This window comes from Salmonella sp. SAL04214 (assembly GCF_046550615.1).
GTDB lineage: Bacteria > Pseudomonadota > Gammaproteobacteria > Enterobacterales > Enterobacteriaceae > Salmonella > Salmonella enterica.
Window position 1 is genome coordinate 95,852 of the sequence record NZ_JBGDXT010000014.1, and the last position, 22,655, is coordinate 118,506.

The window sequence follows — 22,655 nt, forward strand, 5'->3', positions numbered from 1 at the left end:
ACGACCTATGGCTTATCAATCGCAAGACATCATTCGTCGTTCCGCCACTAACGGTTTCACCCCCGCGCCCCAGGCGCGGGACCACCAGGAAGAGGTGGCGAAACTCATCGACGTCACCACCTGTATCGGCTGTAAAGCGTGTCAGGTGGCGTGCTCCGAGTGGAACGACATCCGTGATGAAGTGGGCAATAACGTCGGGGTGTATGACAACCCGGCGGACTTAACCGCGAAATCCTGGACGGTGATGCGCTTCTCGGAAGTGGAACAGAACGACAAACTGGAGTGGCTGATCCGTAAGGATGGCTGTATGCACTGCGCCGATCCCGGCTGCCTGAAGGCCTGTCCGGCGGAAGGGGCGATCATTCAGTACGCTAACGGTATTGTCGACTTCCAGTCCGAGCAGTGTATCGGCTGCGGCTACTGTATCGCTGGCTGCCCGTTCAACGTCCCGCGCCTCAACCCGGAAGACAACCGCGTCTATAAATGTACGCTGTGCGTTGACCGTGTGGTGGTCGGCCAGGAACCGGCCTGCGTGAAGACCTGTCCAACCGGCGCCATTCATTTTGGCTCGAAAGAGGATATGAAAACGCTGGCGGGCGAGCGGGTGGCGGAACTCAAAACCCGTGGTTATGACAACGCGGGTCTGTACGATCCGGCGGGCGTAGGCGGTACGCATGTCATGTACGTGCTGCATCATGCCGACAAGCCGAATCTGTATCACGGTCTGCCGGAAAACCCGGAAATCAGCGAAACCGTTAAGTTCTGGAAAGGCGTCTGGAAACCGCTCGCCGCGTTCGGTTTTGCCGCGACCTTTGCCGCCAGCGTCTTCCACTATGTCGGCGTCGGCCCGAACCGCGCGGAAGAGGAAGATGACAACCTGCATGAAGAGAAAGACGAGGTGCGCAAATGAAACGACGTGACACCATCGTGCGCTATACGGCGCCGGAACGCATCAACCACTGGATCGTCGCCTTCTGCTTCGTGCTGGCGGCGGTGAGCGGGCTGGGCTTTTTATTCCCATCCTTCAACTGGTTGATGCATATCCTGGGCACCCCACAACTGGCGCGAATTCTGCACCCGTTTGTGGGCGTGGTTATGTTTGCCTCGTTTATCATCATGTTTTTCCGTTATTGGCACCACAATCTAATCAATCGGGATGATATCTTTTGGGCGAAGAATATTCGTAAGATCGTCGTCAACGAGGAAGTGGGTGACACCGGGCGTTATAACTTCGGTCAGAAATGCGTATTCTGGGCGGCGATTATCTTCCTGGTGCTGCTGCTGGTGAGCGGGGTAATTATCTGGCGTCCGTACTTTGCGCCTGCTTTCTCAATCCCGGTGATCCGATTCGCGTTAATGCTGCATTCTTTTGCCGCAGTAGCGTTAATTGTGGTTATCATGGTGCATATCTACGCCGCCCTTTGGGTGAAAGGCACCATTACCGCGATGGTGGAAGGCTGGGTAACCCGGTCGTGGGCGAAGAAACATCACCCACGCTGGTACCGAGAAGTCCGCAAGACAACGGAAAAAGAAACTGAATGAGTATTCGCATAATCCCGCAAGATGAGCTGGGGTCGAGCGAGAAACGTACGGCGGATATGATTCCGCCGTTATTGTTCCCCCGACTCAAAAACGTCTACAACCGCCGCGCCGAACGTCTGCGCGAGCTGGCTGAAAATAACCCGCTGGGCGATTACCTGCGCTTTGCCGCGCTTATCGCGCACGCGCAGGAAGTGGTGCTGTACGACCATCCGCTGGAGATGGATCTGACCGCACGCATTAAAGAAGCGAACGACCAGGGCAAGCCGCCGCTGGATATCCACGTGCTGCCGCGTGATAAGCACTGGCAAAAACTGCTGCATTCGTTAATTGCCGAGCTAAAACCCGAGATGAGCGGCCCCGCGCTGGCGGTGATTGAGAACCTGGAGAAAGCCTCAGAGCAGGAACTGGAGCAGATGGCCAGCGCGCTGTTTGCCTCGGATTTTGCCTCCGTCAGCAGCGATAAAGCCCCGTTTATCTGGGCCGCGCTCTCCCTTTACTGGGCGCAAATGGCCAGCTTGATTCCAGGCAAAGCCCGCGCGGAATACGGTGAAGCGCGCCAGTATTGCCCGGTGTGCGGTTCGATGCCGGTCTCCAGCATGGTGCAGATCGGCACCACGCAGGGGCTGCGTTATCTGCACTGTAACCTGTGCGAAACCGAATGGCATGTCGTGCGCGTAAAATGCAGTAACTGCGAACAGAGCCGCGACTTACACTACTGGTCGCTGGAAAATGAGCAGGCTGCGGTGAAAGCCGAAAGCTGCGGCGATTGCGGGACTTACCTGAAGATTCTCTATCAGGAAAAAGACCCGAAAGTGGAAGCCGTGGCCGACGACCTCGCCTCGCTGGTGCTGGACGCGCGCATGGAACAGGAGGGCTTCGCCCGCAGTTCCATCAACCCGTTCCTGTTCCCGGGAGAAGGGGAATAAGTTCTCTGGTATACCGGCTAGCAATCTACGTTAGCCGGATCATTGCTCAATAACGCAATGCTTGTATAACGTTTCTCGGGTCGTTGGCAATGGCGCGAAGTAACGCTTTGGCTGGCCCTGTCGGTGAACGTCTTCCTTGCTCCCAGTTGCGCAGCGTATCCACGTTGACCGAAATCAGTTCTGCAAACTTAGATTGCGACAACCCAGATGCCTGCCGTATTTCTTTAATCTTCATTGCATCAATATGAAAGGTACGAGAAGGCTCACGGGTCCCTTCAATGATTTCATTCATTTGAGACATACTTTGAGTTAATCGCTCAAATAACACTTTATCCATCTACCACCTCTCATTCAGCATACGAAGCACCGCTTTTTCCTGCGGCGTGAGATCATCTTTAATGCCTTTTTGATAAATCAGAAGCAGGCGAATCTCATACCGTTGACTACGGTGAAAATAGATAATTCGCACGCCACTACGCTTTCCTTTGCCTCGCGATCCCCAGCGCATTTTTCTCAGGCCGCCCGTTTCCTGAATGACATCACCACAATCTGGATGCTGAGCCATAAAAACCTGAAACTTATGGTATTCATCATCATCGAGCAGTTTTTTAACATCTTCAGTAAAGAGTTCCGTTTCTATAAATTGCATATTCCATACGCCATTGGCTTATAGTAGTGAAAATAATCTATACGTCAATGGCGTATAGCATCATCGTTTCACAGTACAAAAATTAAAAACCCAGCGCCAACCGCATTCCATTTTTTGCGAACCTCTATCCAGAATCATCATCCCCTCGTTTCACCACTTTCCATCCCCAACGAACCAGGTTACAAACTGTACATACATACAGTCAAAGGAGCGTTATATGCCACTGGAAAAAGGAATTGCCGAACTGGTCGCTGGGTTTATCGCCGCGGGCCGTCCCTCTTCACGAGAGCAGAATATTGATGACCGGAGAGCGGGCTATATTGCCAGCACAACGCTGGCGGGTGAGAAAGAAATTCGGGTGAGTTCGGAAGATATCGTGCTGGAAGGGATGACATTTCGCGTCGTTTCGCCGCCAAACGCATCCGGTTCTCTACCCTGTATCCTCTACTATCACGGCGGCTGTTTTGTTAGCGGCGGCTTTCTGACTCATGACCCCCAGCTACGGCAACTGGCCTGGAAAAGCGGCTGTAAGGTGATTGCCATTCAGTATCGCCTTGCGCCAGAGCACACCTTCCCTGCGGCTCATGACGACGCTGAACGCGGGGCCAATATCGTCCATCAATACGCGGAGCAGTTAGGCATCGATCGTGAACGTATCACGTTTGCTGGCGATAGCGCAGGCGGGCACCTGGCATTGGTCAGCGCGCTACGCCTGAAATCCACCGCCCACTGGTCTCCGGCGAAGCTGCTGTTGATCTACCCGATGCTTGACGCTACCGCCAGTTTCCCCAGCTATGCCAGCAACGGGCAAGACTACATCATCACCCGCGACACACTACTATCAGGCTTCGAAATGTATCTCCAGGGTACCGACCTCCGCCACCCGGAAGCCAGTCCGATATGGCGTGAAGATTTTGCCGGTTTACCGCCGGTGCATATCCTCACCGCAGAGTTCGACCCACTGCGTGATGAAGGCGAAGCGCTATATCACCGTCTGAACGACCAGGGCGTGGCGTGTACTTGCCTGCGCTATCTCGGCGTTATCCACGGTTTTTTCCAGCTCGGAGGCGTGAGCCAGGCAGCACGAAGCGCCATGCGAGATGTGGCCTGGCGTGTTGTAAGTCCATCAACAAGCAAAATGACCTAAAATTCAATTTTGTTTTCAACTTGAAAACTGGATAACGTTGCACTAAATTGTTTTCAGGTTGAAAACTTTGTAATGGAACTACATTGTGCATGTTATCAGCCGAAAACCGTTCAATGAAGCGATGCTCATGTATCCAAACCATGAGCTTGCTCTCACTGAGTTGCTGAATGTTCTGGAGAAAAAAACATTCACTCAGCCTGAAGAGATGAAGCGGTATATTCCTTCACTGGATAATTTTAAGTACAGAGATAAATGGTGGGTGATTGATGTTTCTGGTAACAGCCTGAGACTCATTTCCTACATAGATTTCAGGTTACATAAGATATTTGTGAAACATATCGTTTCCCATGCCGAATATGACAAACTGACCGCATATTATCGGGGTAATAAAGAATGAGAACTCATCGTCAGATGGATGCAACCAGCGCAAAAAAGATCGTTGATACCTTCAGCGATGCGGTAAAAACCGTCCCACTGATGGGGGAAGACCGAAATGACAATGAGTATCGCAGGGCACTAGCGCTAGTGGAGTTTCTGGTCGACCACGACGATCTTGAAAACCCACTATTTGAATTGCTCTGTGCCCGAATCAGTGAATACGAAAAACATGCGCCGGAATTCAAAGCACTCAACCAACACCTGGAGAAAACGCCCCCTGGCGTTTCAGTATTGCGAACGCTCATGGATCAATACGGTCTCAAAGCAGCAGATCTTGCCAACGAACTTGGTTCTAAATCGAACGTCAGCAACATCTTAAATGGCCGCAGAGCACTAACGGTTAATCATATTAAAGCGCTTACACAACGCTTTAAACTACCAGCAGATGCCTTCATCGAGTAGTTGGATATGTCCAGCTACTCCTCCTCATTCCCGCCCTCTTCATACGGGCCGAACGGTTTCGCAGGTAGTACGATATAAATGCCTTCGAAAATTGCCCCTGCGGTCTCACCGCCCAACAGTTCAACCTGCAACTGGACACGCGCTTTTTTACCCCGCGCCAGCCTGTCCAAATCACCGCTTAGCGACCCCAAATCAGCCACGGCGTTTGGCTTTCCGCTAATGGGTTTACTGTAGCGAATATGGGCGTCAGCAAGAATAATCGTCCCGCCAAGATGGCGTTCACGGAGCATCAGCCAGATAAGTCCCCATCCGGTCAGCGTCGCCAGGGAGAACAGGCTGCCGGCAAACACCGTGTGATGCGGATTTTGATTACCGGTTTCCGGCATCGTGGTGATAAATTTTTGCCCGGTGTACTGCTGAATGCGCACCCCCATCTTTTCACTCAATGGAATGTGCTCATACCAGGCCTGCTGAAGCTGCCCGCACCAGTCGCCGCGATGCAGGATATCATCCAGCGATGCTACCGGTTTAATCATCAGAAAATGGCGGATTGGCGTGGTTGTGGGCGTAGTAATCTCCCCCTGATTGACAAACCCGAGTTTGGCAAAGAACTCAACCGCATCTTCGCGCGCGCTGCAGGTGACGCGCTTAACGCCTTCCTGGCGGGCGACAGACTCCAGGGTCATCGCCATTAATGTCCCCAGCCCTTTATCCTGTACCGAGGGATGTACAGCCATAAAACGGATAGACGCCTCGTTATCTGCATTGATATACAGGCGGCCCACTGCTACTAAATTTCCTTCTTCGTCCACCACCATTTGATGGTGCGCCAACGCATCCCAGCCATCCCGTTCCGACCCTTTCGGCTGGTGCAGCGGTTTACGCAGCATCTCCCAGCGAAACTGGTAGTAACGTTCTAATTCTTCTTCTGTTTGCGGAACTCGAAGGTGATACATAGCCGTACTCTCTCTTGTTATCCGCGGCCACGCCGGAAGCTGACTCATACCTGGAGCCAGAATGTCACGGGGCCGTCATTAACCAGCTCAACCTGCATATCGGCAGCGAAGCGTCCGGTTTGCGTGTTTATCGCCTGCTGGCGGCAGCGTTCGACAAAATATTCATAAAGCGCCTGCGCGCGATCCGGCGCAGCCCCGCCGGAAAAGCTTGGTCGCATACCACGCTCGGTATCTGCCGCCAGCGTAAACTGCGACACCACCAGCACGCTGCCGCCAGCCTGTTGTACATTCAGATTCATCTTGCCGTCAGCATCGCTGAAGATACGGTATCCCAGCACGCGCTCGCACAGACGATTCGCTTTTTGTTCGTCATCTTCTTTTTCGACACCCAATAACACCAAAAGTCCTGGGCCGATTTCACCCGTCACCTCGTCCTCCACGGTGACGCTGGCACGGGTTACGCGTTGAATTAATGCAATCATGGTTGGTCAGCTTCTTCTTGTTCTGCGGCTTGTTTGAGTTTTCGGTATTCCCCGAGAGTGACAGTTATTTCTGCGCCAAGCAAGACTATACACCAGGTCCAGTATACCCAGACAAACAGGATAGGGATCACTGCCAGTACGCCATAAATGAGCTGATATGACGGGAACATGGTGATATAAAGCGCGAAACCTTTCTTTCCGGCCTCGAACAGCAACGCTGCGACAAACGCGCCGACAAGGGCGTCACGGTTCGGTACGCGAGTTGTTGGGACAATACTGTAAAGTAACCAGAATGAGATCCACGAGAGCAGCAGCGGAAGGATACGCAATACATTGTCGATGACCGTATTCAGATCGCTGGCCCAGCGTAAAGAAAGCAGGTAGGAGCTGATTGCCAGGCTGGCGCCGGCGAGAAGCGGGCCGAGCGTGAGGATCATCCAGTACACCGCAAAAGAGTACACTTTTGGCCGTGTGCGTTTGCTGCGCCAGATAGTGTTTAAGGCGCTATCAATGGCGTACATCAACAGCAATGCCGTCACAATCAGTCCACAGGCGCCCACCGCCGTCATTTTGTTGGAGTTAGCGACAAACTGCTCAATATAGCGCTGAATCACGTCTCCGGTGGCTGGCATAAAGTTAGCAAAAATAAAATGGCGTAACTGAATGCTGACATCAGAAAACATCGGAAAAGCAGCGAAAAGGGCAAAAACGACGGCAATAAGCGGTACTAAGGAGAGTAATGAGACATAGGCGAGATTTCCCGCCAGAGTCGTCATATTATCCTCATCGATACGCTGCCATAATAGCTTGAGCCAGGCCCGAACAGGGCGCGTATGGCGTCCAGCTTTTTGGTGAACGGTTTTTAGCATAACAGCTTCGCGAAATAGTCAGGGATGGTGGCTTTATCCTTCACCAGAATGCTGGTGATCCCCAACTGGTTGGCCCCTTCTATATTATCGGCATTGTCGTCGAAAAAGACCGCATCGGCAGCGGAAAAACCTTCTTTCTGCAGGACGTGCTGATAAATACGCGCTTCCGGCTTACGCATTCCCAAATCCTGCGATAAATAGATATGGTCGGCGGCAGCGCGCACCTCCGGGTATTCCTCCGGCCAGAAGTGGGTATGCAGTCGGTTAGTATTGGATAGCACCACCACGCGATGCCCCTGCTCGCGCAGTTTATGCATGATAGCAATCACTTCGGGCCGTAATCCGACAAATACCGCCTGCCAGCCGTGCGCAAATTGTTCATAACTGAGCGATAACGCCATTTCATGACAGAAAGCTTCAGCAAACGCTTCGTCCGTTATCTCACCGCGTTCATGTTGGTGAAAAGTCTCGCCCATCGTAAATTTTTGCTTCAGCGTAGCCAGCGGTACTCGACTCAGATCGCTCCACACACCTAATACGCGGTTAAAGTCGATGTCGACAATCACATTACCTAAATCAAAGATGTAGAGCATGTCATTCTCCTTGCTAACCGGGGATGAATAACTGTAGCGGGAAAGGAGAAGTTTGACTATGTATCCCTTTATAAATCAATTAACAAAAAGACAATAGAAACGTAGACGATGTTCAATATCGCCTGCATCACAGCGCCGTTTTATTGGCCGGATAAAGCGCTGACGCGACCCTCCGGCGCAAGGGTGCTTGTCACGCTGAAACGGCGTCGTCCAGCGAAGGACTCACCTGAACCACTTCGATTTGCTGGGATTGAAGTAAATTCTGTAATGCCGGACCGGGATACTCGTCCGTAAACAGAGCGGTAATCTGTGACACATTGCCGATCTCAACCGCCGCAGAAGCATGGTATTTCGTATGATCGGCGGCCAGCAAAATATGTCGCGAGTGGGCCATCATGGTTTTCACTACGCTGGCTTCGTTGACATCAAACTCCAGTAACGCGCCATCGCTCTCTATCGCGCCTACGCTGGTGACGAGATAGTCAGCCCGGAACCCCGCCACAAACGCCGCCGCGGATGGCCCGATAATGCCGCTATTATGCGGGCGCAGCGTGCCGCCAGGCACCATCACTTCAAAACGAGGGTTATTATAAAGAATGTGCGCAACGCGCAGGCTATTGGTGATAATGCGCAGATGATTATGGTTGAGCAGCGCGCGCGCCACCTGCTCAACCGTCGTTCCAATCGTGATAAATATCGTGGAGCCATCCGGAATATAGTCAGCCACGGCTTCCGCAATGGCTTTTTTCTCTTGCGTCCAGGAGACCTCTCGCTGCTCAAAGGCGGTATTGACCACACTGGACGCTCTGCCAGCGCCGCCGTGATGACGCGTAATCAGCCCCTGCTCGCTTAATTTACGAATATCGCGGCGAACCGTCTGGGTAGAGACCTCCAACAAACTGGCTAACTCATCGATATTCATATAGCCGCGCTCATCAATTAGCATTAACAGCCGATCGTGTCGCGGATTACCGGTCAGTTCGGTAAGACTCATGAGCATTCCTCTAAAAGCTTCCTACTGCTCATATTATACAAAAAGTGACAAGAAAGATCGGGTTTGCTCACAATCAGGTATACCCGCCCGGCCACCCGGGCGCGTACACTTCAGCGCGGCAACGCCGCTGGCGAATCTGACAGCCTCTTCGATGGCGTATCCGCTTGCCAGGCCAAATGCCAGTGCGCCATGAAAAACATCGCCCGCGCCGGTAGTATCCACCACCTCCACGGTAAAACCCGGTTGGTGGCGTACCGCCGCTTTTTCCAACCAGTTGCAGCCTTCACTGCCTCGCGTGACATAGACATGTCCATTTGTGAGCATTTGTGCTTTTTTTAGCGCATCAATGGCTTCGCTCATCCCCGTCAGGCGTGCCAGCCCTGGCTCGGAGAAGGCGGCGTGGTCGCTTAACGCCACCAGCTCGCTAATATCCTGCGGCGTAATATCGCCATCAAGAACAGTCATGACGCCAGCCTGACGCGCCAGCGTAAACGCCTGTTTTGCGCCGTCATGCCAGCGCACATCCGCCAACACCACATCCCACTGCGAAAAATCGATGTCGTTAAGCCAGTCGGCGTCAGGTAATAAATCCGGGCTGGGATAATTAACGATAATCCGCTCTCCTTTGGCATCCACCATAATCGCTGACTGCGACGACATGGCCTGCGTGTAGCGGCGGGTATAACGGGTATTTACCCCCAGGGATTCCAGTTCCGCCAGCAGGCTGTTTCCGGTGTCGTCATCGCCCACACGGCCAATAAAGTCCACCTGCGAGCCCAATTTCGCCGCAGCCACGGCAGCGGTCGCCGCAGGCCCGCCGCCCACTTCCGTATAGCGCTTCGCCACATATTTACCCCCTTCTGTCGGTAATCCTTCCACGTAATAGATGCGATCCATCACGGTAATACCTACACAAGCAATACGAACCATGGTCATTCCTCAAGCATTTCCGATGTGCTCATTTTAATTTCACGAAATGTTTAAAAAGTGACGGCTGTCAATTTTTTGACTATAAATTACAAATACGATCACAAACAGACAGAAAAAGGCTCATTAATGACAAAAAATGACACCACCGTGTTCAGGAGAACGATATGGCAGTTATAGCATTTATCGGGTTGGGACAGATGGGCTCCCCTATGGCGAGCAATCTGCTAAAGCAGGGCCATCAACTCAGCGTCTTCGATGTTAATCCCGACGCCGTACAGCGTCTGGTAGACAAAGGCGCGCAACCTGCAAGCAGCCCGGCTCAGGCAACCATCGGCGCTGAATTTGTTATCACCATGCTCCCGAACGGCGATCTGGTTCGTTCCGTTTTGTTTGGCGGGCAAGGCGTTTGTGAAACCCTTTCCCGTGAAGCGCTGGTCATTGATATGTCCACTATTCATCCGTTGCAAACCGATAAGCTGATTGCCGACATGCAGAGCAAAGGGTTCAGCATGATGGATGTGCCGGTAGGCCGGACATCCGACAACGCGATTACCGGCACATTGTTGCTGCTGGCAGGCGGTACGGCGGAGCAAGTAGAGCGCGCTACCCCTGTTCTGATGGCGATGGGTAATGAGCTGGTCAACACCGGCGGCCCGGGAATGGGTATTCGCGTAAAACTGATCAACAACTACATGAGTATTGCGCTAAATGCGCTCTCCGCCGAAGCCGCCGTGCTGTGTGAAGCGCTGGGGCTTTCCTTCGACGTGGCTTTAAAAGTGATGAGCGGCACTGCCGCAGGCAAAGGGCATTTCACCACCACCTGGCCGAATAAAGTGATGAAAGGAGATCTGTCTCCCGCCTTCATGATCGATCTGGCGCACAAAGATCTTGGCATCGCGTTGGATGTCGCCAATCAACTGCACGTACCGATGCCGCTCGGCGCCGCCTCCCGTGAAGTTTATAACCAAGCCCGGGCCGCAGGCCGCGGTCGGGAAGACTGGAGCGCCATCCTGGAACAGGTGCGCATCAGCGCCGGGCTGACCGCCAACGTAAAAAAGTAACGACTGTATAAAGGAAAATTGAATGAACAACTACACCATCAAAGACATTACGCGAGCGTCCGGCGGGTTTGCCATGCTGGCTGTCGATCAGCGCGAGGCGATGCGTTTAATGTTTGCTGCTGCTGGTGCGAAAACACCCGTTGCCGATAGCGTGCTGACGGATTTCAAAGTGAATGCGGCGAAAATTCTTTCCCCGTATGCCTCTGCCGTTCTGCTGGATCAGCAGTTCTGTTATCGCCAGGCCGTAGAACAAAACGCGGTCGCTAAAAGCTGCGCCATGATCGTCGCGGCGGATGATTTCATCCCGGGCAACGGTATTCCCGTTGATAACGTGGTCATTGATAAAAAAATTAATGCGCAGGCGGTAAAACGGGATGGCGCGAAAGCCTTAAAACTGTTGGTGCTGTGGCGCAGCGACGAAGACGCGCAGCAGCGTCTGGATATGGTCAAAGAATTCAATGAATTATGCCACTCCAATGGTTTGCTGAGCATTATCGAACCGGTTGTACGTCCGCCGCGCTGCGGCGACAAGTTCGATCGCGAGCAGGCGATTATCGATGCGGCCAAAGAGCTGGGCGACAGCGGCGCCGATCTTTACAAAGTTGAAATGCCGCTCTACGGCAAAGGCGCGCGTTCCGATCTTCTTACCGCCTCACAACGCCTGAATGGGCATATCAATATGCCGTGGGTCATCCTCTCTTCCGGTGTGGACGAAAAACTGTTCCCTCGCGCGGTCAGGGTCGCCATGGAAGCTGGCGCATCCGGGTTCCTGGCGGGACGCGCGGTCTGGTCATCAGTGATTGGTCTACCGGATACCGAGCTGATGCTACGTGATGTTTCCGCGCCTAAATTGCAACGTCTGGGCGAGATCGTCGATGAAATGATGGCAAAACGTCGTTAATACGAGGATGAAAGAATGAAATGGTTTAACACGTTGAGCCACAACCGCTGGCTGGAGCAGGAAACCGACCGCATCTTTAATTTCGGTAAAAACGCCGCGGTGCCGACAGGCTTCGGCTGGCTGGGAAATAAAGGGCAAATCAAAGAAGAGATGGGTACCCATCTTTGGATCACGGCGCGTATGCTGCACGTTTATTCCGTGGCGGCGTCGATGGGCCGACCGGGCGCTTATGATCTGGTCGATCACGGCATCAAAGCCCTGAACGGCGCGCTGCGCGATAAAAAATACGGCGGCTGGTATGCCTGCGTTAACGATCAGGGCGTGGTGGATGCCTCTAAACAGGGTTATCAACACTTCTTCGCCCTGCTGGGCGCGGCCAGCGCCGTCACGACCGGGCATCCTGAAGCCAGGAAATTGCTGGATTACACCATAGAAGTGATTGAGAAATACTTCTGGAGTGAAGAAGAGCAGATGTGCCTGGAGTCCTGGGATGAAGCCTTCAGCAAAACCGAAGACTACCGTGGCGGCAACGCCAATATGCACGCCGTCGAAGCGTTCCTGATTGTTTATGACGTTACCCATGACAAAAAATGGCTGGATCGCGCGCTGCGTATCGCGTCGGTAATTATTCATGATGTGGCGCGCAACGGTGATTACCGCGTCAATGAACACTTCGATTCACAGTGGAACCCTATCCGCGACTACAACAAAGATAATCCTGCCCACCGTTTTCGCGCCTACGGCGGTACGCCAGGTCACTGGATTGAGTGGGGCCGTCTGATGCTCCATCTCCATGCTGCGCTGGAGGCCCGCTTCGAAACGCCGCCCGCCTGGCTGCTGGAAGACGCGAAAGGTCTGTTCCATGCCACTATCCGCGACGCCTGGGCGCCAGATGGCGCAGACGGCTTTGTCTACTCAGTCGACTGGGACGGTAAACCTATCGTACGTGAACGCGTGCGCTGGCCGATTGTGGAAGCGATGGGTACGGCCTACGCCCTCTACACCCTGACGGGCGATAGCCAGTATGAAGAGTGGTATCAGAAATGGTGGGACTACTGCATTAAGTATCTGATGGACTATGAAAATGGTTCCTGGTGGCAAGAGCTGGACGCCGATAACAAAGTGACCACCAAAGTGTGGGACGGCAAGCAAGATATTTACCATCTGCTGCACTGCCTGGTCATTCCTCGTCTGCCACTGGCGCCGGGCCTGGCTCCAGCGGTCGCGGCGGGTCTCCTGGATATCAACGCGAAATAGGTCATGAGGATGGCAGCCATGCACAGCGGTGGAAAAACTATTCAGCTTAATGCGGGCCATTACCAGGCGAAAATCGTCACGGTTGGCGCAGGTCTGGCGGAACTGACCCATCATGGACGCCATGTGGTCATCCCGCATAAACCGGAAGAAATACCCATGGCGCATCTGGGGAAAGTATTGATTCCCTGGCCCAATCGCGTGACAAATGGCTGCTACTCCTATAACGGCAAGGTTTTCCAGCTTGCCGTTAACGACCCGGTTTCGCAGACCGCCATTCACGGTCTGTTAGCCTGGCGAGACTGGCAGATTAATTATCAGTCGGCGACGGAAGCGTCGCTAACGATTTTTCTGCCGCCCTCTTACGGCTATCCCTTTGCGTTGATATCGGAAGTGATTTATCGGTTAGATGCCGCCAGTGGGCTGCACGTATTGATTCGTACGCAAAACATTGGCGATAAATCAGCCCCTTATGGCGCGGGCGCACATCCTTATTTGACTTGTAATCTGCAAAGCATCGATAGCTGTGTATTAACACTGCCTGCAAGCGAGGAATTGCCCGCAGGCAGGGATTTTTCCGCATCATGCCTGCTCGGCGAAACGCGCCTTGATCATGCGGTTAAGACCGCGACTACCCCGGCTGAGTGGGAGGTCAGACTTACCAGCCCAACGCAGAACATGTCTACATTTTTACGCAGCAATCAACCCTGGCTACAGATCTATACCGGCGAAAAACTCAGCCGAAAAGGTCTCGCGGTAGAGCCTATGAGCTGCCCACCCGATGCATTTAATTCCGGGATCGCACTGATTCATCTTGCCCCAAAAGCGATCCATCAACTGCATTTTTCCATCGGCTGCGACTAGCCCAAATGGATTACCGAATTACCCTACATTCACGGAGATTACAATGAATTCTCTACCACAACGGTCAACCGATTTTGAACTGACAACATCACAGGATGGTTTTGCGCTTAGCTGGCAACAGCGCCTGATTTTACGCCACAGCGCCGAAAACCCCTGTCTGTGGATTGGCGCGGGCGTTGCCGACATTGATATGTTCCGCGGCAACTTCAGCATCAAAGACAAACTTAACGAGAAGATTGCATTAACAGAGGCCACGGTCAGCGAGCTACCCGACGGCTGGCTGGTACAATTCAGCCGTGGCGCAACAATTAGCGCCACCCTTCGCATCTCCGCCGATGAGGCGGGACGCCTGAAGCTGGATCTGCAAAACGACGACCTGCACCATAACCGTATCTGGTTACGCCTCGCGGCTAATCCAGACGACCATATCTACGGCTGCGGCGAACAGTTCTCTTATTTCGATTTGCGCGGCAAGCCGTTCCCGCTGTGGACCAGCGAACAGGGCGTTGGCCGTAATAAAACCAGCTATGTCACCTGGCAGGCAGACTGTAAAGAGAACGCCGGCGGCGACTATTACTGGACCTTCTTCCCGCAACCGACCTTTGTCAGCACGCAGAAGTATTACTGCCACGTCGATAATAGCTGCTATATGAATTTCGACTTCAGCGCGCCGGAGTATCACGAACTGGCGCTGTGGGAAGATAAAACTACGCTGCGTTTTGAGTGTGCCGACACCTACATCGCCCTGCTGGAAAAACTGACTGCGCTGTTAGGCCGCCAGCCGGAGCTGCCGGACTGGGTTTACAACGGCGTCACGCTAGGTATTCAGGGCGGTACGGAAGTTTGCCAGCAAAAACTGGATACCATGCGCAACGCAGGCGTAAAAGTGAACGGTATTTGGGCGCAGGACTGGTCCGGTATCCGCATGACCTCTTTCGGCAAGCGCGTGATGTGGAACTGGAAGTGGAATAGCGACAACTATCCGCAACTGGATAGCCGTATCAAACAGTGGAAAGAAGAAGGCGTACAGTTCCTCTCTTATATCAACCCATACGTCGCCAGTGATAAAGACCTCTGCGCTGAGGCGGCGAAACACGGCTATCTGGCAAAAGACGCCACGGGCGGCGACTATCTGGTCGAGTTTGGCGAATTCTATGGCGGCGTGGTCGATCTGACCAATCCTGAAGCTTACGACTGGTTCAAAGACGTCATCAAAAAGAACATGATCGCGCTCGGCTGCAGCGGCTGGATGGCGGATTTCGGCGAATATCTGCCGACCGACACGTATCTGCACAACGGCGTCAGCGCCGAGATCATGCATAACGCCTGGCCTGCGCTGTGGGCGAAGTGTAACTACGAAGCGCTACAGGAGACCGGCAAGCTCGGCGAGATCCTGTTCTTTATGCGTGCGGGTTACACCGGCAGTCAGAAATATTCCACCATGATGTGGGCAGGCGACCAGAACGTTGACTGGAGCCTTGATGATGGTCTGGCCTCTGTAGTGCCTGCGGCATTGTCGCTGGCGATGACCAGCCATGGTCTGCATCACAGCGATATCGGCGGCTACACCACCCTGTTTGACATGAAACGCAGCAAAGAGTTGCTGCTGCGCTGGTGCGATTTCAGCGCCTTTACGCCGATGATGCGCACCCATGAAGGCAACCGCCCCGGCGATAACTGGCAGTTCGACGGCGACGCGGAAACTATTGCCCACTTTGCCCGCATGACCACCGTCTTTACCACGCTGAAACCGTATCTCAAGCAGGCGGTGGCGCAAAACGCGGCTACCGGTCTGCCGGTCATGCGTCCGCTATTCCTGCATTACGAGAACGATGCCGCAACCTACACCCTGAAATATCAATATCTGCTCGGTCAGGATCTGCTGGTCGCGCCGGTTCACGAGCAGGGGCGTTGCGACTGGACGCTGTACCTGCCGGAAGATCACTGGGTGAATATCTGGACCGGCGAAGTTCACCACGGCGGTGAAATTACCGTGGATGCGCCCATTGGCAAACCGCCGGTCTTCTATCGCGCGAAGAGCGAGTGGGCTTCACTTTTTGCTTCTTTACGGAATATCTAATACGGCTCGCCCGCAGGGAAACCTGCGGGCAGATGGAGAAGAATAATGAGTCAAACATCATCGAATCCGGCAACCCTACGCTTGCCGTTTAAAGAAAAACTTGCCTATGGACTGGGGGATTTAGGTTCCAATATCCTGTTAGATATCGGGACCCTCTATTTACTCAAATTTTATACCGATGTGCTGGGTTTACCAGGGACTTACGGCGGGATCATTTTCCTGATCGCCAAATTTTTTACCGCATTTACCGATATGGGTACCGGCATTATGCTCGACTCGCGGCGTAAAATTGGTCCGAAGGGCAAATTCCGCCCGTTCGTGCTTTACGCGGCATTTCCGGTAACGCTACTGGCGATTGCTAACTTTGTCGGCACACCGTTTGAGGTGACGGGAAAAACCGTCGTCGCAACGATGCTGTTTATGCTGTACGGGCTGGTTTTCAGCATGATGAACTGCTCGTATGGCGCGATGGTGCCCGCGATTACCAAGAACCCGGATGAACGCGCCTCGCTTGCCGCCTGGCGTCAGGGCGGCGCCACTCTCGGCCTGCTGCTGTGTACCGTTGGCTTTGTGCCGGTCATGAACCTGATCGAAGGCAATGCCCAACTCAGCTATATTTTCGCCGCCACGCTATTTTCATTGTTTGGCCTGCTATTTATGTGGCTGTGCTACGCCGGCGTTAAAGAGCGCTACGTTGAAGTGAAACCTGTCGATAGCGCGCAAAAGCCTGGATTATTGCAGTCGTTCCGCGCCATCGCCGGTAACCGTCCGCTGTTTATTCTGTGTATCGCCAACCTTTGTACTCTCGGCGCCTTCAACGTCAAACTGGCGATTCAGGTTTATTACACCCAGTACGTTCTTAACGACCCGATCCTCCTCTCCTGGATGGGCTTCTTTAGCATGGGCTGTATTTTTATCGGCGTCTTTTTGATGCCCGGCGCAGTCAGGCGTTTTGGCAAGAAGAAAGTCTATATCGGCGGGCTGTTAATATGGGTGGCAGGCGATCTGCTCAACTACTTCTTTGGCGGCGGCTCGGTCAGTTTTGTCGCCTTCTCCTGCCTGGCGTTCTTCGGTTCCGCCTTCGTCAACAGCCTGAACTGGGCGCTGGTTTCCGACACGGTGGAGTACGGTGAATGGCGCACCGGCGTCCGCTCGGAAGGGACGGTTTACACCGGCTTCACGTTCTTCCGTAAGGTCTCCCAGGCGCTGGCAGGGTTCTTCCCCGGCTGGATGCTGACACAAATCGGTTATATCCCGAATGTGGTGCAATCGGCAGGCACCGTCGAAGGCCTACGCCAGTTGATCTTTATTTATCCTTGCGTGCTGGCGGTCATCACCATTATTGCGATGGGCTGTTTCTACAACCTCAACGAGAAGATGTACGTGCGAATTGTGGAAGAGATTGAGGCCCGGAAACATACGGTTTAACAACAATAAAATATAACGCCCTGCGGGGCGTTTTGAGAGGCGATTATGTCTAATCATGATCCGCTAACGCTAAAGTTGAGCCTGCGGGAAAAATGCGCCTATGGCGTGGGCGATTTCGGCTCAAATCTGATGCTGTGTATCGGTACGCTGTATCTACTGAAGTTTTATACCGATGAACTCGGGATGCCTGCATATTACGGTGGAATTATCTTTCTGGTGGCGAAATTCTTCACCGCTTTTACCGATATGCTCACCGGCGTATTGCTGGATTCACGCCGTAATATTGGCGCAAAAGGAAAGTTTCGGCCTTTTATTCTGTATGCGTCATTTCCAGTCGCTCTGGTTGCTACTGCGCAATTCTTTGCCACTCACTTTACTTTACCCGTTAAAACAGCCTTCGCGACGGTGCTGTTTATGTTGTTCGGTCTGTTCTACAGCCTGATGAACTGCTCATACGGCGCGATGGTACCCGCTATTACCAAAAATCCGCATGAGCGGGCCCAGCTCGCCGCATGGCGACAAGGCGGCGCTACCATTGGCCTTCTTCTTTGTACCGTAGGTTTTATGCCCATTCAGGCGCTGTTTACCCGTTCCCCTTCGCTGGGTTATCTGATTGCAGCAGTCATTTTTTCGGTCTGCGGGCTGTTCAGCATGTGGTGGTGCTTTAGCGGGGTGAAAGAACGGTATATCGAAACCGTACCTGACACGCATAAACCCAGCATATTGAAGTCCTTCTGCGCGATTTTTCGTAATCCGCCGCTGCTGGTGCTCTGCGTTGCCAATTTGTGCACGCTGGCCGCCTTTAATATCAAGCTGGCCATTCAGGTTTATTACACTCAGTACGTGCTGAACGATATTCATTTGTTGTCATGGATGGGTTTTTTCAGCATGGGCTGTATCCTGATTGGCGTCTTATTAGTACCTGCTGCGGTAAAACGCTTCGGGAAAAAACAGGTTTATCTTGGTGGTCTGATATTGTGGGCCGTTGGCGATATCCTGAATTTTATCTGGGGTGGAACGTCATTCCTGTTTGTTATTTTCTCTTGTATCGCCTTCTTCGGTACCGCTTTCGTCAACAGCCTGAACTGGGCACTGGTTCCGGATACGGTTGACTACGGTGAATGGAAAACGGGTATTCGCGCTGAAGGCTCGGTGTATACGGGTTATACCTTTTCCCGCAAAATTTCCGCTGCGCTTGCTGGCTTTTTGCCAGGTATTATGCTGACGCAAATCGGTTATATCCCCAACATAGCTCAAAGTGACACCACGTTGCTTGGTTTGCGTCAGCTCATTTTTTTATGGCCTTGCGGTCTTGCCATTATCGCAGCACTAACGATGGGCTTTTTTTATAAGCTCAATGAACAACGTTTCGCTTTTATTATCGAGGAAATTGCCCAACGAAAGAAAACAGGTAATCAAATTGTCGCGACTAATAATAAACAAAGTATTTCTACTGTAAATAATTAAACGACGCTTGCCGCTTTATCCATCCCTATGGATGGCGGCTTCCCTATATTTGAAAAATGGATTTATTATGAAATCTCTGAATACTCTAGTGATATTAACTTCAGTAATATCCACCTCTGTTTTTGCTGGCGCTTATGTAGAAAACCGTGAGGCCTATAACCTGGCGTCTGACCAAATGGAGTTTATGCTGCGCGTCGGCTATAACTCCGATATGGGGGCCGGAATTATGTTGACCAATACCTATACGCTACAGCGTGATGATGAATTAAAGCACGGTTATAATGAGATTGAGGGCTGGTATCCATTATTTAAACCTACAGATAAATTAACCATCCAGCCTGGGGGGTTAATAAACGACAAAAGCATTGGTTCCGGCGGCGCCGTCTATCTGGATGTTAACTATAAATTTACCCCGTGGTTTAATCTTACGGTACGTAACCGATATAATCACAATAATTATAGTTCAACCGATTTGAATGGCGAACTGGATAATAATGACAGCTATGAAATCGGTAACTATTGGAATTTTACCATTACCGATAAATTTTCTTATACCTTTGAACCACACTATTTTTATAACGTTAATGATTTTAATAGTAGTAATGGTACGAAGCATCATTGGGAAATCACTAATACCTTCCGGTATCGTATCAATGAACACTGGTTGCCCTATTTTGAATTACGCTGGTTAGATCGTAACGTGGGCCCCTACCATAGAGAGCAAAACCAGATTCGTATCGGGGCGAAGTATTTCTTCTGATATTATTGCCTCCATTTTCCGAATCTGCATCACAGCGGGTAGTTGTTCTGCCCGCTCATTCATCCTGAATCAGACTCCCGATATCCCGCCTCTAAGCGCCATGATAATATTCGCAAAGCGTTTTACCATATTCATGCTTATAGAGAAGGGAAACAAATGAATAAGCGATTTAATATTGATTGGGACAATGAATTAACCCAGGAACAGCTCATTAATTTGATTTTAACCGATGAAGATCTGCCAAAGCTTCGCTCACTGACCATTGGTAACTGGGGTGATTGTTGGGAAGACGAAACCTGCCAGCCTATTATTGATATGATTGTGGAGAACGCCCCCCGCTTTTCTCACCTGGAATCACTGTTTATCGGTGATATGGAGAGCGAAGACTGCGAGATCTCCTGGATTAAACAAGGTGACTATTCCAGGCTCTATGCGGCGTTACCCAATCTGAAAGAACTGATTATTAAAGGCGCGTCGGATCTGCGACTGGGCGCTATACATCATGAGAAACTGGAGCACCTGGAAATCATTTCCGGCGGCATCCCTTCTAATGTGCTTGCCGAACTACAAAATGCGCAGCTCCCTGCATTAAAAACGCTGAAGCTCTTCCTGGGCGTAGAGGAATACGGTTTTGACGGTTCGCTGGATGACGTGATGACGCTGGCATCGAAAGATCTTTTCCCTCAGCTCACCCATCTGGGGTTGATGAACAGCGAAGAGCAGGATGATATCGCCCGCCGGGTGCTGGAAAGTAATATCCTGCCGCAGCTTAACGTGCTGGAACTCTCATGCGGTACCTTAACGGACAACGGCGCAGAGGCGCTGCTGGAGCATAAAGACCGAATTGCGCATCTGGAAACACTCGATCTCCACCACCACTATTTGACGCCGGAGATGCAGGAAAAGCTAAAAGCCACACTGCCGATAAACCTGAATCTTTCAGAAGCTCTGGAGCCTGATGATTACGATGGCGATATTTATATGAATGCGATGTACACCGAGTGATTGTGTTGGGGAATGTGCACATTCCCCTACACAACGATAAAGGGATTTATTGTGATTACGCTCATTGGCCCCCGTCAGAGCAAGCGCACGCATTATTTTATGCAGGCTGCCGCCGTACTTGGGGAACCCGTCACGGCGCTGACTCATCCGCAAGCGCTGGACGCTTCGCTGACCTCTGGCATCGTTAAAATCGACCCGCCAGTACACAGTGAAACAGACATCCGCAAAATAAACGCGATCGGTCTGGACTATATCCATTTTTTGCAGAACATGGCGGCGCGTCCTGGCGTCACCTGGCTTAACCATCCGGCGGGCCTCATTCACCTGTTGGATAAAAAACGCTGCAAGCGGCGCTTACTGGAACACGGCATCCCCACGCCGCCGTTGGTAGCGGAAGACGTAAAAAGCTTTGCACAGCTCACCGCCATCATGGAGGAAAAAAGGGTCGCCAGCGTGTTCATTAAGCCCTCGCTGGGTTCTGGCGCGGCGGGCGTTATCGCTTTGCGCCGCCACCCTGATGGCATAAAGCAGGTGCTTTACAGCGCGATTGCCATATCAGGACAACAGCTATTTAACAGCAAAAAAATCCAACAGTATCGTCAGAAAGAAGATATCCAGCTCATTATTGATGGCGTTCTTCAGCAGGAAAACCTCGTCGAACAGTGGCTGCCCAAAGCCAGCGTGAAGCATAAAACCTATGATTTACGTATCGTCTGTCTGGATGGCGAAATTATCTGGCGAGTGGTCAGAACCTCCTCGCAGCCCATTACTAACTTACATCTGCAAAACCAGGCTTACTGCTTCGAAAGTCTGGAGTTATCTGCCGCAAAAGTGACTGAGATCGATACGCTCTGTCAAAATGCCATGCGACTTTTTCCTGGCATTCGCTTAGCGGGTATTGATGTTTTACTTACTACCAGCCTGACGCCTTATATTATTGAAATTAATGGCCAGGGTGATTTGATTTATCAGGATGCGCAGCAGAATAATCTAATTTATCAGGCGCAAATCCGGGCCATGAGGAAGCAAAATGTATAATTCAATGGATGAAGTCCCCGTCTCGCTACACGCGTCGATTGACACAGGCGATGGCGAATTCGATATGAATACGCTAATTAGTAATAACGCTCATATTCTTTTTATTGTGCTGGACTCGTTACGCTACGATATTGCGCTTCAGGAACAAACCGCCGGAAATACGCCAAACCTTAATCATTATGGACAATGGACGAAATGCGAGGCGGCCGGTAATTTCACCTGGCCTTCGCATCACGCCATGTTTTCAGGTTTTATGCCAAAACCTATTGATGATACCGTTAATCAGACCATGCTGTTTTTCCCAAAAGATATCGGACTTGGTCGTAAAGGGCCGAAAAATGCATTTGCCTTTGATGACGCAACATGGATAAAAAGTCTGGAAAATAAAGGCTACCAGACCATCTGTATTGGCGGCGTCTCTTTCTTTAATAACCGCTCCGGCATGGGAAAAGTGTTCCCATCGATGTTTAAAGAGAGTTACTGGCATCCACGATTTGCCTGTACGGTTAAAGAAAGTATGGATAACCAGATCCATTATATCCAGAAAATCATGGCCGAACGTGCTGGCAGCCAACCCGTCATGATGTATATCAATATCGACACGATTCATTACCCTAACCATTTTTACGTGGAGGGCGCGGCCCCTGGCGATACCGTTGAGACCCATGCCGCCGCGCTACGCTATATCGACGCCCGCATCGACGGATTACTAAACATTTTCCGCCAAACCGGCGGCGAAACGTTCGTTATTATCTGTTCCGATCACGGTACCTGCTATGGCGAAGACGGGAAATATTTCCATAGTTTTAATCATCCGATCGTTAATACCGTTCCCTATATGCATTTCTTGCTGAGCTGTAATCATTAAT

25 protein-coding genes are annotated in these 22,655 nt (G+C 51.8%); 17 read left to right on the forward strand and 8 right to left on the reverse strand.

Going from position 1 to position 22,655, the window contains the following annotated elements; translation table 11 throughout:
• The first annotated feature begins 7 nt into the window (after positions 1-7).
• The 3 genes from fdxH to fdhE are packed head-to-tail and all read left to right on the forward strand — an operon-like array spanning position 8 to position 2,468.
• Positions 8-910: a formate dehydrogenase subunit beta gene (fdxH, locus tag ACLJQD_RS20395; protein WP_000331364.1), complete on the forward strand. Its 903-nt coding sequence runs from the start codon at positions 8-10 to the stop codon at positions 908-910.
• The gene (fdoI, locus tag ACLJQD_RS20400) at positions 907-1,542 is read left to right on the forward strand and encodes a formate dehydrogenase cytochrome b556 subunit (protein ID WP_000829025.1); all 636 of its coding nucleotides are present in this window, start codon (positions 907-909) and stop codon (positions 1,540-1,542) included. Before fdxH ends, fdoI begins: the two co-directional genes overlap by 4 nt.
• On the forward strand, positions 1,539-2,468 hold the full coding sequence (gene fdhE / locus ACLJQD_RS20405; protein ID WP_000027730.1) for a formate dehydrogenase accessory protein FdhE: 930 nt from the start codon (positions 1,539-1,541) through the stop codon (positions 2,466-2,468). The genes fdoI and fdhE overlap by 4 nt, the downstream gene beginning before the upstream one ends.
• 46 nt (positions 2,469-2,514) lie before the next feature.
• Here fdhE and ACLJQD_RS20410 read toward each other — a convergent pair whose 3' ends face one another.
• Together ACLJQD_RS20410 and ACLJQD_RS20415 are read right to left on the reverse strand one after the other, a co-directional pair.
• Positions 2,515-2,805, reverse strand: a complete 291-nt coding sequence (locus ACLJQD_RS20410; RefSeq protein WP_000362050.1) for a helix-turn-helix domain-containing protein — start codon at positions 2,803-2,805, stop codon at positions 2,515-2,517.
• Positions 2,806-3,117: a hypothetical protein gene (locus ACLJQD_RS20415; RefSeq protein WP_001159628.1), complete on the reverse strand. Its 312-nt coding sequence runs from the start codon at positions 3,115-3,117 to the stop codon at positions 2,806-2,808.
• Between the two features lie 217 nt (positions 3,118-3,334).
• Between ACLJQD_RS20415 and ACLJQD_RS20420 the strand changes: the two genes are divergently transcribed.
• From ACLJQD_RS20420 to ACLJQD_RS20430, 3 genes are all read left to right on the forward strand, one after another.
• The gene (locus ACLJQD_RS20420) at positions 3,335-4,264 is read left to right on the forward strand and encodes an alpha/beta hydrolase (RefSeq protein WP_017441897.1); all 930 of its coding nucleotides are present in this window, start codon (positions 3,335-3,337) and stop codon (positions 4,262-4,264) included.
• An 85-nt stretch (positions 4,265-4,349) separates the two neighbouring features.
• Positions 4,350-4,661, forward strand: coding sequence for a type II toxin-antitoxin system HigB family toxin (locus ACLJQD_RS20425; RefSeq protein WP_000558166.1), 312 nt, complete (start codon positions 4,350-4,352; stop codon positions 4,659-4,661).
• Complete coding sequence (locus ACLJQD_RS20430; RefSeq protein WP_001259011.1) at positions 4,658-5,104, forward strand: type II toxin-antitoxin system HigA family antitoxin; 447 nt, start codon at positions 4,658-4,660, stop codon at positions 5,102-5,104. Before ACLJQD_RS20425 ends, ACLJQD_RS20430 begins: the two co-directional genes overlap by 4 nt.
• A gap of 14 nt (positions 5,105-5,118) precedes the next feature.
• Here the strand turns inward: ACLJQD_RS20430 and fabY are convergent, their stop codons facing one another.
• The 6 genes from fabY to ACLJQD_RS20460 form a co-directional block, all read right to left on the reverse strand.
• Entirely contained in the window at positions 5,119-6,060 is a 942-nt protein-coding gene (gene fabY / locus ACLJQD_RS20435; protein WP_001518251.1) for a fatty acid biosynthesis protein FabY, read from the reverse strand.
• Positions 6,061-6,104: 44 nt separating this feature from the next.
• Positions 6,105-6,542 (reverse strand): D-aminoacyl-tRNA deacylase, encoded by a 438-nt coding sequence (gene dtd / locus ACLJQD_RS20440; RefSeq protein WP_000560969.1) that lies wholly within the window; start codon positions 6,540-6,542, stop codon positions 6,105-6,107.
• On the reverse strand, positions 6,539-7,411 hold the full coding sequence (locus ACLJQD_RS20445) for a virulence factor BrkB family protein (protein WP_000921423.1): 873 nt from the start codon (positions 7,409-7,411) through the stop codon (positions 6,539-6,541). Before ACLJQD_RS20445 ends, dtd begins: the two co-directional genes overlap by 4 nt.
• A complete protein-coding gene (gene yihX, locus ACLJQD_RS20450) occupies positions 7,405-8,004 on the reverse strand; it encodes a glucose-1-phosphatase (protein ID WP_000965702.1) in 600 nt (199 codons plus the stop codon). The genes ACLJQD_RS20445 and yihX overlap by 7 nt, the downstream gene beginning before the upstream one ends.
• 190 nt (positions 8,005-8,194) lie before the next feature.
• The gene (locus tag ACLJQD_RS20455; RefSeq protein ID WP_000059693.1) at positions 8,195-8,998 is read right to left on the reverse strand and encodes a DeoR/GlpR family DNA-binding transcription regulator; all 804 of its coding nucleotides are present in this window, start codon (positions 8,996-8,998) and stop codon (positions 8,195-8,197) included.
• Between the two features lie 33 nt (positions 8,999-9,031).
• Positions 9,032-9,928, reverse strand: coding sequence for a sugar kinase (locus tag ACLJQD_RS20460; RefSeq protein WP_017441898.1), 897 nt, complete (start codon positions 9,926-9,928; stop codon positions 9,032-9,034).
• A gap of 164 nt (positions 9,929-10,092) precedes the next feature.
• Here ACLJQD_RS20460 and yihU point away from each other — a divergent pair, with 164 nt between their 5' ends.
• The 11 genes from yihU (at position 10,093) to ACLJQD_RS20515 (ending at position 22,654) form a co-directional block, all read left to right on the forward strand.
• Positions 10,093-10,989 carry a sulfolactaldehyde 3-reductase gene (gene yihU / locus ACLJQD_RS20465; protein ID WP_017441899.1) on the forward strand — a complete coding sequence of 299 codons (897 nt, stop codon included), beginning with the start codon at positions 10,093-10,095 and terminating at the stop codon, positions 10,987-10,989.
• Positions 10,990-11,011: 22 nt separating this feature from the next.
• The gene (gene yihT / locus ACLJQD_RS20470) at positions 11,012-11,890 is read left to right on the forward strand and encodes a sulfofructosephosphate aldolase (protein ID WP_001067413.1); all 879 of its coding nucleotides are present in this window, start codon (positions 11,012-11,014) and stop codon (positions 11,888-11,890) included.
• A 15-nt stretch (positions 11,891-11,905) separates the two neighbouring features.
• Positions 11,906-13,147, forward strand: coding sequence for a sulfoquinovose isomerase (gene yihS / locus ACLJQD_RS20475; protein ID WP_017441900.1), 1,242 nt, complete (start codon positions 11,906-11,908; stop codon positions 13,145-13,147).
• Between the two features lie 3 nt (positions 13,148-13,150).
• A complete protein-coding gene (locus ACLJQD_RS20480; RefSeq protein ID WP_023206316.1) occupies positions 13,151-14,008 on the forward strand; it encodes an aldose-1-epimerase in 858 nt (285 codons plus the stop codon).
• A 43-nt stretch (positions 14,009-14,051) separates the two neighbouring features.
• Positions 14,052-16,088, forward strand: coding sequence for an alpha-glucosidase (locus ACLJQD_RS20485; RefSeq protein ID WP_017441902.1), 2,037 nt, complete (start codon positions 14,052-14,054; stop codon positions 16,086-16,088).
• A gap of 45 nt (positions 16,089-16,133) precedes the next feature.
• Positions 16,134-17,516: an MFS transporter gene (locus tag ACLJQD_RS20490; protein WP_000084251.1), complete on the forward strand. Its 1,383-nt coding sequence runs from the start codon at positions 16,134-16,136 to the stop codon at positions 17,514-17,516.
• Positions 17,517-17,561: 45 nt separating this feature from the next.
• Positions 17,562-18,983 (forward strand): MFS transporter, encoded by a 1,422-nt coding sequence (locus ACLJQD_RS20495; protein WP_000064888.1) that lies wholly within the window; start codon positions 17,562-17,564, stop codon positions 18,981-18,983.
• Between the two features lie 67 nt (positions 18,984-19,050).
• The gene (gene ompL / locus ACLJQD_RS20500) at positions 19,051-19,743 is read left to right on the forward strand and encodes a porin OmpL (protein ID WP_000838829.1); all 693 of its coding nucleotides are present in this window, start codon (positions 19,051-19,053) and stop codon (positions 19,741-19,743) included.
• A gap of 156 nt (positions 19,744-19,899) precedes the next feature.
• On the forward strand, positions 19,900-20,748 hold the full coding sequence (locus ACLJQD_RS20505) for an STM4015 family protein (RefSeq protein ID WP_017441903.1): 849 nt from the start codon (positions 19,900-19,902) through the stop codon (positions 20,746-20,748).
• 12 nt (positions 20,749-20,760) lie between these two features.
• Entirely contained in the window at positions 20,761-21,786 is a 1,026-nt protein-coding gene (locus tag ACLJQD_RS20510) for an STM4014 family protein (protein ID WP_077907247.1), read from the forward strand.
• Entirely contained in the window at positions 21,779-22,654 is an 876-nt protein-coding gene (locus ACLJQD_RS20515) for an STM4013/SEN3800 family hydrolase (RefSeq protein ID WP_001728059.1), read from the forward strand. The genes ACLJQD_RS20510 and ACLJQD_RS20515 overlap by 8 nt, the downstream gene beginning before the upstream one ends.
• Position 22,655: the final 1 nt, after the last annotated feature.